This window comes from Paraburkholderia sp. BL6665CI2N2 (assembly GCF_004366535.1).
Classification (GTDB): domain Bacteria; phylum Pseudomonadota; class Gammaproteobacteria; order Burkholderiales; family Burkholderiaceae; genus Paraburkholderia.
The window spans coordinates 672,426-685,557 of record NZ_SORC01000002.1 but is presented as its reverse complement, the minus strand read 5'-3'; the positions used below and the strand labels follow the sequence as shown (position 1 = coordinate 685,557).

At 57.7% G+C, this 13,132-nt stretch carries 10 protein-coding genes and 1 pseudogene; 9 read left to right on the top strand and 2 right to left on the bottom strand.

Annotation, left to right across the window (positions count from 1 at the left end):
• Positions 1 to 68: 68 nt before the first annotated feature.
• Entirely contained in the window at positions 69 to 554 is a 486-nt protein-coding gene (locus B0G81_RS40865) for a hypothetical protein (protein ID WP_106285660.1), read from the top strand.
• A 440-nt stretch (positions 555 to 994) separates the two neighbouring features.
• Here B0G81_RS40865 and B0G81_RS40860 read toward each other — a convergent pair whose 3' ends face one another.
• Complete coding sequence (locus B0G81_RS40860) at positions 995 to 1,942, bottom strand: LysR family transcriptional regulator (RefSeq protein WP_106285659.1); 948 nt, start codon at positions 1,940 to 1,942, stop codon at positions 995 to 997.
• Between the two features lie 513 nt (positions 1,943 to 2,455).
• Here B0G81_RS40860 and B0G81_RS40845 point away from each other — a divergent pair.
• The 3 genes from B0G81_RS40845 to nodU all read left to right on the top strand — a co-directional run bounded on the left by B0G81_RS40845 (position 2,456) and on the right by nodU (position 7,031).
• Positions 2,456 to 4,468, top strand: coding sequence for a carbamoyltransferase (locus tag B0G81_RS40845; RefSeq protein ID WP_134143832.1), 2,013 nt, complete (start codon positions 2,456 to 2,458; stop codon positions 4,466 to 4,468).
• 192 nt (positions 4,469 to 4,660) lie between these two features.
• Positions 4,661 to 5,296 carry a nodulation methyltransferase NodS gene (gene nodS / locus B0G81_RS40840; RefSeq protein ID WP_106285657.1) on the top strand — a complete coding sequence of 212 codons (636 nt, stop codon included), beginning with the start codon at positions 4,661 to 4,663 and terminating at the stop codon, positions 5,294 to 5,296.
• A gap of 13 nt (positions 5,297 to 5,309) precedes the next feature.
• Complete coding sequence (gene nodU / locus B0G81_RS40835) at positions 5,310 to 7,031, top strand: nodulation protein NodU (protein ID WP_134143831.1); 1,722 nt, start codon at positions 5,310 to 5,312, stop codon at positions 7,029 to 7,031.
• A 205-nt stretch (positions 7,032 to 7,236) separates the two neighbouring features.
• Here the strand turns inward: nodU and B0G81_RS40830 are convergent.
• Positions 7,237 to 7,490 (bottom strand): annotated as a pseudogene (locus B0G81_RS40830) (transposase); the annotation flags it as partial.
• A 266-nt stretch (positions 7,491 to 7,756) separates the two neighbouring features.
• Here B0G81_RS40830 and B0G81_RS40825 point away from each other — a divergent pair.
• Genes B0G81_RS40825 through B0G81_RS40805 form a run of 5 tightly spaced genes read left to right on the top strand, consistent with a single transcriptional unit; the run spans position 7,757 to position 13,118 of the window.
• A complete protein-coding gene (locus B0G81_RS40825; protein WP_243856878.1) occupies positions 7,757 to 9,115 on the top strand; it encodes a SidA/IucD/PvdA family monooxygenase in 1,359 nt (452 codons plus the stop codon).
• Positions 9,116 to 9,119: 4 nt separating this feature from the next.
• Positions 9,120 to 10,361, top strand: coding sequence for an MFS transporter (locus B0G81_RS40820; RefSeq protein ID WP_106285654.1), 1,242 nt, complete (start codon positions 9,120 to 9,122; stop codon positions 10,359 to 10,361).
• Between the two features lie 40 nt (positions 10,362 to 10,401).
• Entirely contained in the window at positions 10,402 to 11,181 is a 780-nt protein-coding gene (locus B0G81_RS40815; RefSeq protein ID WP_106285653.1) for a phytanoyl-CoA dioxygenase family protein, read from the top strand.
• A complete protein-coding gene (locus B0G81_RS40810) occupies positions 11,159 to 11,533 on the top strand; it encodes a cupin domain-containing protein (protein ID WP_243856877.1) in 375 nt (124 codons plus the stop codon). Before B0G81_RS40815 ends, B0G81_RS40810 begins: the two co-directional genes overlap by 23 nt.
• Before the next feature lies 1 nt (position 11,534).
• Complete coding sequence (locus B0G81_RS40805; protein WP_106285651.1) at positions 11,535 to 13,118, top strand: class I tRNA ligase family protein; 1,584 nt, start codon at positions 11,535 to 11,537, stop codon at positions 13,116 to 13,118.
• The last annotated feature ends 14 nt before the right edge of the window (positions 13,119 to 13,132 follow it).

The following is a 13,132-nucleotide window of genomic DNA, read 5'->3' as shown; positions in this document are numbered from 1 at the left end:
TCCATCGTCACATCGGCTTCCGAGCGCTGCAAAAGCAGCCGGACGCCTCATCATATCGGAGCAAATTGATGAATCTCATTACTGGTATCGAATCGACCGTTCTCTTCGGCGGCAATGTTCCCTCCCCCGTGCTACAGCTGATCGAGAGAACCCGCGGCGGCAGCAATGACGATGTGGCCGCCGCGTTGTGGACTGCGGTCCTGTCGTACCCGCGCTGCCTGCCACCCTACTATCTGCTGTATAAGTTCCATGCGAACCGGGGTGAACTTGGCGAGGCCCAGGAGGTCGCGACCAAGGCTTTGGCGGTCGCCGCCCGGCGGGCGTCGCTCGACAGCGACTGGTGTGCAGTACAGCCGGGCGACACCGACTTCACCATTCCTGGTCCGGGCCGCTTCTGGCTCTTCACACTGAAGGCGCTCGCGTTCATCAGCGTGCGGCGCGGCGAGCGCGCCGTTGCACTGAAGCTGATCGCCAAGCTGCGCAGGCTGGACCCGATCGATTGCATAGGCTTGGACGTCGTCGAAGCCTTGCTCGCACAGTCCGGGTCCCGATAATCGCCGCCGGAAGATCAACTGACAGATCGACAATATGTCCCCGGCTTGGCTATGGCAAAACTCCATTGCAGTTCATGGCGATCGTTTCACTAGTCAAAGCCGACGCTCACCGCACACTTCGCGCGGGCGCGCACGCCATGCCGTGGACGCTTTTCAGCGAGCCGTGGAGACCGGTAGCCCCAGCGGTGCCGACAATTCGGCGTACATCCTATAAAGAGACTGCGTCGCAAGCAGGGGGTGGCGTTGCAACCAGAACCGCAGCTTCAAGGCAACAACCAGGTTGACACACGGCTTGCCGGTCGCGCCGAACCTGCTCGATCAGGCGTTTGCCGTCACCGCGCCGAATGAGGCCTAATGTGGCGATACACGTTATATCGCCACAAAACCCTCGAAACGCCACAAATCCATGCCGCAAAAACCTTGCTGAAAGATCCCATTTCCTAACTTGGCTGGATTGGTCTTCGCGTGGTCTTAGGCGGAGAAATCATGCGTGACGCCTCCTGCAATATTATCTCCAGCATCCAATTGCTTGCCGGATCACTGTTGTGAAGGGCAGACCATTGGACGGCCTCGGTGAATGCGGGACGTGGCAGCGGAAGTTCGACGATCCGCAGAGGCATCGCTTTTTCGAAATACTTGACCAGCCTTAAGGGCATCGTCCCTATACGGACAGTGTTTAATAGCATAGGCGGGATCATGCTAAAGCTCGGCACGGTGACCTCGTCCCGTCTCTTGAGACCGTGCTGAAGCAAAAACCATTCCTCGATGGAGGGCTGCCGCAAACGCCCGAACTTGACCACAACGTGCCCCATCGACATATATCTCTCGAATGTGAGCTGCCCTGATAGCTGCTGGTTCGTACGGCAGCCTACGCACACGAGCGTCTCCTCGAACAGCTTCGCTTTAGGGTGCGCGCTCGACATGAAAAATTCCGGCAAGATGAGAAAATCGGCTTCGCCGCGCCGGAGAACCTCATCGGGGTCATCGGCAAGTGGCAGCAATTCGAAGCTGACGGCGGGAGCTTCCCGTGCAATACGCTCCACGATCTTTCGAAAAAATACGACTGCCATGAAATCGGAAAGAATGATCCTGAAGCGGCGATCCGATTTGGCTGGGTTGAACACGTCCTGGGAAATAACGGCGAGCTGGATGTGCACCAGAGCCTCGCGGACTGGAGCAGCGAGCCCTTCTGCACGCGGTGTTGCGACAAGTTCCCGGCCCCTCATCGTAAATAGTTCATCGCAGAAATAGGCGCGTAGCCGGGCGACGGCCGCGCTCATGGCCGGCTGGCTCAGGTTGATGCTGCGTGCCGCCGCGGTGAGATTACGCTCGGTCATCAGAGCATCGAGCGCGACGAGGAGATTTAGATCGAGGCCCTTGAAACGCATGATCCCAACTTATCCATAGTGTGGATGTGTTCCATCAAGACAAACGATTTTACGAATTGTACGGCATGGAGGATAGTGTTCCTTGTAAATCCGATTGAATTTCGCAAACCTGCTGGCACCTTCGTGGTGCCGGGTAGTGGATGAAGTGTGTCGTAGAACTGAGCGAAGCCGAGGAAATGACGTTGCAGCAGTTGTCGATCAATCACATGCATCGGGAGCCATCCTATTGAACCCGCCGCATGTTTGGCAACGATTGGGGACTTCCTCGGGGTTCCAGCGCTTCAGCTTTCTGGTCGCGCCATCCTTCGTCGCCAAGAAACGCGACCCCGGACCAAACGGTACAGAATTTTCATGAATTGCGGCGCCATTTTGCAGACGGACCCTACGCGAGATTCTTTGGGGCTGGTGACGTCTGACCGGTGTTCGCAACGGCGAGCGATACCCTACTTTACCTATGTGGCAGGGGTTCGAGTCTTGCCAAAGGGGCTTCCTACCACGATGAAGGAGAGAAACATGCTGTGCTTAGGAGTGAGCGGCGGGCTAGACAAACTTCATGAAAATTCACTCGAACTGCCGAACACATTTCTGCACGACGGCGCTGCGGCGCTTGTCCGGGACGGACGCGTAATAGCGGCCGTCGAAGAGGAGCGCCTCAACCGGATCAAGCACTCTAACAAGTTCCCGAGCAGTTCAATTCAATACTGCCTCGCATCCGCAGGGATTCAACTCAGCGATATCGACCACATCGCGTTTTACGCTACCGAGGCCTATTGCAACGTTATGCTCGAACGCCTGTTCCTGTCCCAGCCGAACATCTCCATTCCGGTGGATGCCAAGCTGTTTCTGCGTAACTTACTAATGCGGGAATTCGGTACCGAGGTCGATCCTTCGCGAGTCTCATTCGTGAGTCACCATCTGGCGCATGCCGTGAGCGCGTTTGCGATGTCTGGATTCGAGCAAAGTCTGATCCTCGCGGTCGATGGCGGCGGTGATTTCCTCTCGGGGCTCTTGGCGCTCGGATCTGGAACCGAAATTACGCAACTCGCGACTTTCGCAGAGAATAATTCTCTAGGGCTGTTTTACCTCGAAGCAATCCGGTACCTCGGGTACGGCTTGTTCGACGAATACAAGGTCATGGGGCTTGCACCTTATGGGGATCCCGCTCCCTATCGCGGGCTCTTCGAGCAATTCTATCAACTGTCCGCCAACGGTGAGTACCGCGTCTACCTGGACCGCATCGGTCCGACGTTGCTCCGCAGCATCCAGGTCCGGCGAAAGGGAATGCCATTCACACAGCAGCATCGGGATGTGGGTGCTTCATTGCAGGAAGCGCTGGAGCGGATCGTGTTTCACATTCTCCGCCATCACCGCGAGGTCACCGGTATGAAACGGCTGTGTATAGCCGGAGGAGTAGCTCATAACTGCACCATGAACGGTAAGCTGCTGTATTCGGGACTTTTCGAAGACATCTTCGTGCAGCCCGCAGCGCATGACGCCGGTTGCGCATTAGGCGCTGCCCTTATGATGTCAAACGACTTCGGTCGGCCCGCGCCGCGTGAGCGATTGCAGGAGGTTTATTGGGGGCCCGATCTGGGGAGCGATCTGGCCGTGGAGCAAGAATTGAATGCGTGGGCCGGGCACCTCGATGTTGAACGCAGTGATGACGTGGCCGGCAGAGCAGCCGACTGGATGGCCAATGGCGCCGTGATTGGCTGGGTCCAGGGTCGTTCGGAATTCGGGCCACGCGCGCTTGGCAACCGCAGCATTCTTGCCGATCCCAGGCCGACCGCAAACAAAGACCGAATCAACGCCATGGTCAAGAAGCGCGAGGGTTACCGACCGTTCGCGCCATCAGTGCTGGAGGATGATGCGCACGAATTTTTTGACCTCCCAGAGGGTACCCGCGAATTTCCTTTTATGAATTTTGTAGTTCGCGTGCGCGACTCCAAGCGTGCCTTGCTCGGCGCCATCACGCACATTGACGGTACAGCGCGGCTGCAAACAGTATCGCGGAAGACCAATCCCGCCTACTGGGAGGTTATTAATGCGTTCAAGAAGCGGACAGGAATCCCAATTCTGCTCAATACTTCCTTTAATAACAACGCTGAGCCGATCGTAGATTCCGTTGCAGACGCGATTGCCACATTTCTGACGACAGAGCTGGATGGACTTGTGGTCGGGCCGTTCCTCGTCAAAAAGCGGCTCGCAACGCAGGAACATTGGACTGCGCTCGCGGTTTCACTGCCGCCCTATGCATCGCTCTATCGAGTCCGCGCTCACACTGCGCGGGATCGTCAGGAGACGGTGTGCGAAATTCGCACCGGCGGCTCCAACTATGACCGTGTGCGTATTTCACATGAGTTGTTCGATCTGCTGATGCGGATCGAAGGCGAAGCCGTGCTCGGACATCTTCTCGATACAACTACGCCTGAGCAGACTCGACGTGAAGCCCTCGTCAAGGAGCTGCGGGGATTGTGGGAACAGCGTCGGGTTCGGCTACATCCCTCACGGGCGTTGTCACGGTAACGACGCGCCTCCAATGAGTTGCTGAAGGTCTGAAGCTAGGTAACAGCACTCGCGAGCTATTTTTCTAGAACGTTAAACAATAGCGTTTGGCCGCCGTGCGGTTCTTGTACCGACACGCCGGCTTTCAACGGAGCACCAGTCCCGGCCCAAGGTCCGGACACTTGCAGCGGCGCGCCATAAAGGGAGGCGGAATTGACACATCAAACGAACTTCGAATTGCTGCGTCGGGAATTGGACGCAGACGATCCATGGCGGCTCGACAGCAATCCCTTTGAGCACGAGCGCCACAGGCAAATGCTTCGGATGGCACTTTCGCAGGGATCCGTCACAAATGCGCTCGAAGTCGGATGCGCAGGCGGAGCCTTCACGGAAAAATTGGCACCGCACTGCCAACGGCTCACCGTGATCGATATCGTGCCACACGCGATTGCTAGGACACGCGAACGGATGATGGCCCCGCCACACATCAATTGGATCGTCTCCGATGTCCAGCATTTTTCGACTGAGCAACAGTTCGATCTGATCGTGGTGGCGGAGGTTCTCTATTACCTCGACGGCAGCGCCGAGGTGCGCGCCGCTGTCCGCAATTTAGCACGGATGCTTGCGCCCGGTGGACAGCTGGTTTTCGGATCGGCACGTGACGCCAATTGCCGGCGATGGGGTCACATTGCCGGAGCCGAGACGGTCATAACCATCCTGAAAGACGAGCTGGTTGAGATCGATCGTTTGAGGTGGAGGTGCGTCGGTCAGTCGTTGAATGAAGACTGTCTGCTCGCCTGTTTTCGGAACGCGGCTTCGCCTTCGTGTGGACCAACTTACCAGCGTTAGGCCGGGAGATATTATGCGCATCTGTGGGATCAAACTGACGCACGACGGAGCGATCGCCCTTGTCGAGGATGGAAAACTGGTTTTTTGCGTGGAGCAGGAAAAGCGAGACAACAATCCGCGGTATCAGGCGATCGACGACCTCGACGCGATCGCGATCGCATTGGCCGAGCATGGTTTCGGTGCGCACGATATCGACCAGTTTGTCATCGACGGCTGGGACGGAGTAGTCGAGTCGCAATTTCAGGTCCTCAGCGGGTCGATTCCCGTCAGCCTGAAAGGAGCCCCTTATGCCGAACGCCAAGCCGATGATCTTCTCGCTTCGATCGACGGCTCCGGACTGCTTGCCGGCGGCCAGTCCTTTCCTTATAAAAGCTATCCTCACGTGTCAGGCCATGTGGCCTCCGCGTACTGCACCAGTCCCTTTGCCCAAAGCGGGCAACCTGCATTCTGTTTGGTGTGGGATGGTGGCATCGTCCCACGCCTCTATCATGTAGAACGCCACCGCGCCCGCCATGTTGACTGCCTGTTCCCCGTGATAGGTCACATCTACGCTGCGGCGGGTCATCACTTTGGTCCTTATAAGAAGCCGGGCGGCGCCCGATGGGATCTGGGTGTGGCCGGCAAGCTGATGGCTTACATCGCGCTGGGCTCGGTTGACGAAGATATCGTTGAGGTATTTCGCGAGCTTTATCAGGCACGCTTTGCCGGCGACACGGAGTGTGCGCAAGCTTATCGCGAGAACATCCACAGCGCGGACGCGTCGCTAGCGGCTGTAGGAGAGTTCTTCGAAGCAAGCGCGCTGCGACTGGAAGCCAAGCCGCCCGAAGACGTACTCGCCTCGTTCCATGTATTCCTCGAGCGTCTTCTCGTTCATGAAATGGGTATCGCGCTGCAGCGCCATTCGATTGCGGGGCCGAAAAATCTGTGCATCGCTGGCGGATGCGGACTCAATATCAAATGGAACAGCGCCCTGCGCGCGAGCGGTTTGTTCGACGCAATCTGGGTGCCACCGTTTCCCAACGATAGCGGGTCTGCGATTGGCGCCGCTTGTTGCGCGCTGGCAGCCGAGAAGGGCTTCGTGCCGCTGGAATGGTCGGTGTATAGCGGACCGGCCTTAAAAGGTTGCCAAGTACCGCCCGGATGGATGGCATCTACTTGCTCCATTGCAGAACTCGCCAGCATACTCGCCAGTGGCAAGCCCGTCATTTTCCTTGCCGGCCGAGCCGAGCTCGGACCACGAGCATTGGGGGGCAGAAGCATTCTGGCCGCCGCGACTTTGCCCACAATGAAGGATCATCTCAACGACATCAAGTTTCGAGAGCACTTCCGTCCCGTGGCGCCAATTTGCCTTGAGGATCGTGCGCCGACCATTTTTAGCCCGGGGAGCCCTGATCCCTATATGTTGTTCGATCATCAGACGCGCGCGGAATGGCAAGAAAGAATCCCTGCTGTCGTGCATCTCGACGGATCTGCCCGATTGCAGACCATTTCTAGAACTTCCGAGCGTCCGGTGGCGCAACTTCTGGTCGAATACGAAAAGCTGACGGGTATTCCGTTGCTCTGCAACACGAGCGCCAACTATCACGGGCGAGGTTTCTTCCCGGACGCTGCTTCAGCCTGTGCGTGGGGACGCGTCGAACGTGTGTGGTGCGATGGTTTGTTACTGACCAGGACTGGTCTGTCGCCGTCAGTCGACGAAACACTTTTCGCTACGTTGCCGTTCGAAGATTGCTGACGTTGCAGCTCAGTGGTCAATACGACGCGGTCTATTGTCGCGGCAGCTCGCTCTATCGCTACGGTCCGAAGACGATCAGCCGGCCTCCCTTGGCTCGATTTTCGCAAGCACTTATCCCGCGCGGAGGTTGCTCATCGAATCGCGGAACCTCGATGCCATCCTCGGAAACTTGGCATCTTCTTCAAAATGCGGTGGGTAATGTGGCTCACGGGGCGTGCGGGTTAAAGCTGGAGAAATCCAGGTTGCCGGCGATGAGAAAGAGGACGGTGCGCATCGTCGTGAAGCGCGTGTCACCGCGAGCCTTGCGCTTGGCAGCTTGAAACAAGCCCTGATGACCTCGATGAAGCCGTTGGTCTGGCGGGTCTGAGTCTAGGCGACGATGCCATCGAAGTGCTGGCGAATCATTCGCGCCACTTCCTTCATCGGCTCAACCTTCGAGCGCATGACGTTGGTGCACCACCACCGCCGCAACACGCGTGGACAATTGACGCACCGCAAGGTTTGCGTAGGTTCAAAGTGTTCAGCTTCTCAATTCCTCGTATGATTCACTCAGGCGGCCAGAGGTAATGTCGAACCAAGCATAGTGCTGGTCAGAATGACGCCATTGGGAAAAAAAGTGATCGTCATCTACCGCTTTCGTCTTCCTGAAGCGGGCATCGGCTACGCAGTACGCCGGCACCGCCGCCTCAATCTTAGTCCACGGGAATTGCGCTGCACTATCTCGGTTGGCCAATTCCCCTCTAACGGCGGAACAAGTTCCTATGGACATGCTAGACGTCATCGGTATTGGTATCGGACCGTTCAATCTAAGCCTCGCCGCGCTCATTCAGCCCACCGGTTTGCGAGCGCTCTTCTTTGAGAAGCGCATAAAATTCTCCTGGCATCCGGGGCTCATGCTGCCCCAAAGTCAACTCCAGGTGTCGCCGCTCAAGGATTGTGTGACCCTGGTGAATCCCACAAGCCCATATTCTTTTCTCAACTATCTCGCTGTACATCGACGCCTGTACAGCTTCGTGAATAAAGGTGGAAACAGCACGTCGCGACGTGAGTTCACCCACTATTACCAATGGGTCGCGCAATGCCTGGACACGCTTCGATTCGGCGAGGAGGTGATCGATATCAGGCCTTGCAATAAGGGCTATTGCGTGACCACTACCGCGCGCACCTATCATGCGCGCGCAGTAGTGGTCGGGGTCGGCGTCGAACCCAAGGTGCCGGCATGTGCGCGGCAGGTGGTTGGCGAGACGGTCTATCACGTAGACGACTACCTTAACCGGAAACCGTTCAGCGAAGACGAACATGTGCTGGTGGTGGGCGGCGGGCAGAGCGGCGCGGAAGTCGTCGAGCACATGCTGACCGAGTCAGGTCCCGACAAGATCACTTGGGCGACGTCGCGCGCCAATCTGTTTGCGATGGACGACAACGCATTTGTCAATGAAGCATACATGCCCAGTTATAGCCAACGCTTTCACACGCTGCCAATCCAGCGGCGCTGGGCCATTGTCGAAAGCGAAAAGCTCACCAGCGACGGCATCTCCGCCAGCCTGTGCAACCGGCTCTATGAAGCGTTGTACGAACGCAGCGTCCATGGCACGCTAGCCGACTGCTTTCGTCTGTTGCCTTCGGTGACAATGGACGAGATCACACGCCGCAGCGGTCGCTGGCATATCGGGTTGACCTCGCTCGTCACGTCGCAGCGCAACGGGATAAGCGCGGACAGAATCATCCTGGCAACCGGTTTTCAGCCGCGCCATTTGCCATTCGTTCAGAAGTTGCTTGACGGCGCAAGCCGTGAAGACGGTCTGCCAACGCTCGATCCCGATTACGCCGTGCGCTTCGATGCGCCAATGCCCGGTCCCGTGTATCTGCAAAACCAAAGCCGCGTGCAGCACGGCCTGCAAAGCGTCAATCTTTCGCTGGTCGCGTACAGGAACAGCCGCATCATCAACAGTCTGCTAGGTCTTGCCTTCTATCCGGATGTTCCGGACCGGCAACTGCTCGACAGCCTTGAGGATCAGGAGACTGAAGCAGGATCGATACTGTGCGACGCGCCTCAGGCCTCGCATCAACCGGCAGTGGGGTAAGCGCATGACTGGCTCCTCCATTTATCTATCGACTGGCGAGCGTGCGATCTCACACGCCGAGCACTTGCCGGCATCCCTCCAATTACGGGCGTTCATTCCGTTTCTGATCGCGTCACTGGTGATCGCCGCTTCGTACGGGACGAGTTTTCTCCTGCCCGAGTACCTGCAATCCCTGGGCATGAAGAGCGATGTCGCCGGCGCCGTGATTTCGAGCGGCATGGTCTCGACCATGATCTGCTGCTGCGTGGCTGGGCGCATAGCCCAGCGTATCGGTGTCATGCCGACCATTGCGCTGGCCTCGCTCGTCATGGCAGGCAGCATGCTCTGCTTCGCCGCTGCGCCAATGGACATTCGTGCCGTCTATGCAGGCGGTTTGCTGTTGGGCGCTGGGTGGTCCGTGTTCTTCATACTCGCGCCGCTGCAAATCATCCATCATCTGTGCCCCAACGCGCGTATCCAGTACCTGACCTTCGTTTCCGGCACGCAAATGGCCGGCCTAGGCATGGCGGCGCCTTTGAGCCGCCTGATCGCCCAATATACCGGCTCGATCGCGCTGGCCTACCTTCTGTCCGCTGCGGCATGCGCGGTGGCGGCAGTCTGCGTCAAGATCGCCAGTGAGGCGATGAGGGATAGGTCCTGTTTGCCGATGACGCGCGTGGCCATTACCGCGACCGACACGTTGGCCCTGCTCAGGGCACGAACAGCAGTGCCGATCGCAATGATCGCACTGGCAGCCTGTGTCTTCGCCGGGCTGGCGACTTACCAGACACCCTATGCCGTCTCGCGTAACCTCAGGCCAGACCTGTTCTTCCTGACGTTCACGATAACCAGCGTGGCACTGCGCTTGTCGCTCGCGAGAACCATGGGACGCATCAAGCCCGAGCGACTGGCGCTCGCATTGTTTTTGCTGACCGGCGCCTCGCTCGTACTGTTCCTGTTGAACCACGGCAGCACGACGCTTTATATCGTCGCTACCGCGCTGTTCGCCACGGGCTACGGACTGAGCTACTCGACCCTGAACGGCATGGCCGTGAACCTCGCCGGAGACCACAGCGTTTCGGTGCCGATGACTTCGCAAATCTTTACGCTTGCCTATTTCATCGGTCTGTTCGGATGCCCTTTCCTATGTGGCGCCCTGATTCACGTTTTCGGCGCCGATGCAATGCTCGTCGTCCTGCTAGGCGCCGTACTCGCCAATGTGGTGCTACTCGGCGTCATGCGCATGAAGGCGCATTTCACCGCCTGACTTCTCCTTGAAAACTCTTTTCTTTAACGAGGTGGTTCGCATGCTGAATGAAACGCAAAAATCCAAGTGGCACGAAGATGGATATCTAAAAGTAGAGGGCTTTTTCGATCCGGTCACCCGCGAAAAGATTTCTGCTCTGGTCAACGATGTCTCGCGCTGGGAAATCAGCGACAACAAATGGATGATGTGGTTCGAGAAGACCGAGGACGACCGCAGGATCGTTTCAAAGGTAGAGAACTTTTTGGACTTCAACAACGAGCTGCGCGACCTGTTGCTGGCCGACAAGCGTATCCAGACGGCTGTCGAATCGCTTCTCGATGAAGATACCCGCATGCTCAAAGAACTGCTCATCTTCAAGTACCCGGACAGCGGCGGCTATCGTCCGCATCAGGACATCTATCACATCCCGCACAACATTCCTGAACGCATGGTGCATGCCGTGGTCGCCATCGCCATCGACGATTCCGGTCCGGACAACGGCGGCCTGTTCTTCAGTCCGGGCAACCATCAGAAAGGTGTGTTTCCGATGGATGCCGGCGGCGTGATTCATCCGGAGGTGGCCGAGACGTTCAAGTGGGAACCCATGCCCTGGAAGGCCGGCGACATCTTCGTCTTCGACGACTACGCGCCGCACTATTCGCAGCCCAACAAAAGTAAACGTTCGCGCCGCGTGCTCTATCTGGTGTTCCAGCGCGCCTCAACTGGCGGCCCCACGCGTACGGAATACAACAAACTGAAGCGTGCCTACAACCCACCCGAAGGAAAGGAATCGGATATCCACGATCTGAAGCCGCCAAATGGCATTTTCTATCGCACCTAATGTAATTCACCGGAGGATGTGCGTGTACACAAAGCAGATTGACCCATCCATGATGCGGCCGGAATACGGCGTTCTTGTTTGCCGGCTGCTCGAACATCTGCCCGCTGGCCTGACAAAAGCGTTCGGCACGTCGATTGTTGAGGTCGTGCCGGCGGGCGCTGTCAATCTGCACTCCCATTCCGAGCATGAACTGTGGGTACTGATTTCAGGCAACGGAGTATTCGAGGTGAATGGTCAGGCGCAGCCAGTCGCAGATTCAACGCTGCTCTATATCGAGCCGAACCAGGAGCACGCGATTCGCAATGCCGATCCGGCAGCGAGCCTGAAATTTCTATCGATATGGTGGGACTAACGTGACCACACGCACTTTTTTCGTTTGCCCCGCACCGCCCTGCCCGAACGGCAAGCTGCATCTCGGCCATATTGGCGGGGTCTATCTGCTCACCGATCTTTTCGTTCGCTTTCAACGCATGAGAGGTCACCGCGCCTACCACGTCACAGGTGCGGACGAGCATGGCACCTATACGGTAGTGAAGGCGCGCAAGCTCGGTCGTCCGATTGACGAAGTCGCGCAGTTGCATATTGACGAGATAATGGATTGCTTGCGGGCAATGCACATCGAGCCCGATGTCTTCGTCAGAACAACGGACGCTACGCACAAGCAGAACAGTCTGAAGATCTTTCGCGAGCTGGAAGCTGCAGGCTACATTGATGTGCGTGATGGCCATCAACTCTACTGCGAAAACTGTGACCAGTTCGTGGCCGATTCGCTTGCCGTCGGCCGCTGCCCCGCGTGCGATGCGTCCACCGACAGCAACTTGTGCGAAAACTGCGGTTTGGCGCAACAGCACTCGAAGTTGCGAGCGCCAGTCCACACGTCGTGCGGCAAACCGCTATCGCTTCGCCCCATCGAACAGGCGGTTTTCGACATCCCTCGCATGGCAGCCATGCTTGACGATGCGATCAAGGGGAGTGAATGGGATCGAACGATCCAGCGTAAAGCGCGTGCATGGTTGCGTAACGAATTGCGGCCGCTGCCTATGTCGCGCATTTTCGACCGGGGTGTGACACTTGAAGCACCCGCGAAGATTGCGGGACAAACGTTGATGACGTGGTTCGAAGGGCTTTGGTGTTTCGAGACGGGGATCCGCCTGCAGTGCGCGCGCGACGGGGTCAACTACGACACCGTGATGCGCGACCCCGATACACGCCTCCTGTTTTTCATGGGCCAAGATAACCGCTTCTACTACACCATCGGCGTGACTGGCAGTCTGCTTGCGCGCGGCTATCCGCTTCCGGCAAATCATTCGATCCAGGACTTTTACAAATTGGAGGGCGAGAAATTCTCGACCAGCCGCGACCATGCACTCTGGGCAGACGAAGTATCCCGGCAGGTCGACCCGAGTGTATTGCGCTATGCGCTCGCTCGGATTGCCAAGCCGTTCGGCACCAACAATAACGATTTCCAGATCGGCGAACTGATCCGGTCGGCTTCGCACATCCTTGCGTGGGAAAGCGCCCTCCGCCGCGATTCACTGCACTCGGCGCATGTCGATGGAAGCGGTCTTACGCCGGCGCACGACGACATAGTCCAACGTTATATCACCGCGATGGACCAGGTACGCTTCTGGAACGCCCTCGATCTGATTGACGAATACTTCGTCGCGACGGGCTTCGGCACGAGCCCGGAAACGTGGCGGCCGGTGCACGTATCCGTCTTTCTGAGCATGCTCCATCCCGTGATGCCAGTGCTGGCCGAACGCTATGGAAACGTGTTCTTTGGCGAGAATTGGACACCGGCACTCGGCGCAAACGCCACGCTGTTGGCTACGCCTCCCAGAGCAACGGCCGAATTTCCGCCGTTCGGAATGCCGATTGCCGACTCGTTCATCCGCCAATATCAGTCGCGCTTCCAGCGCGCCGTCGATGCCGCGTAACCAACGATGGAGCC

Excerpts from the sequence above, each read along its gene's own strand:
- B0G81_RS40865 (WP_106285660.1), top strand. The coding sequence starts at position 69 with ATGAATCTCATTACTGGTATCGAATCGACCGTTCTCTTCGGCGGCAAT.
- B0G81_RS40860 (WP_106285659.1), bottom strand. The coding sequence starts at position 1,942 with ATGCGTTTCAAGGGCCTCGATCTAAATCTCCTCGTCGCGCTCGATGCT.
- B0G81_RS40845 (WP_134143832.1), top strand. The coding sequence starts at position 2,456 with ATGCTGTGCTTAGGAGTGAGCGGCGGGCTAGACAAACTTCATGAAAAT.
- nodU (WP_134143831.1), top strand. The coding sequence starts at position 5,310 with ATGCGCATCTGTGGGATCAAACTGACGCACGACGGAGCGATCGCCCTT.
- B0G81_RS40820 (WP_106285654.1), top strand. The coding sequence starts at position 9,120 with ATGACTGGCTCCTCCATTTATCTATCGACTGGCGAGCGTGCGATCTCA.
- B0G81_RS40815 (WP_106285653.1), top strand. The coding sequence starts at position 10,402 with ATGCTGAATGAAACGCAAAAATCCAAGTGGCACGAAGATGGATATCTA.
- B0G81_RS40810 (WP_243856877.1), top strand. The coding sequence starts at position 11,159 with ATGGCATTTTCTATCGCACCTAATGTAATTCACCGGAGGATGTGCGTG.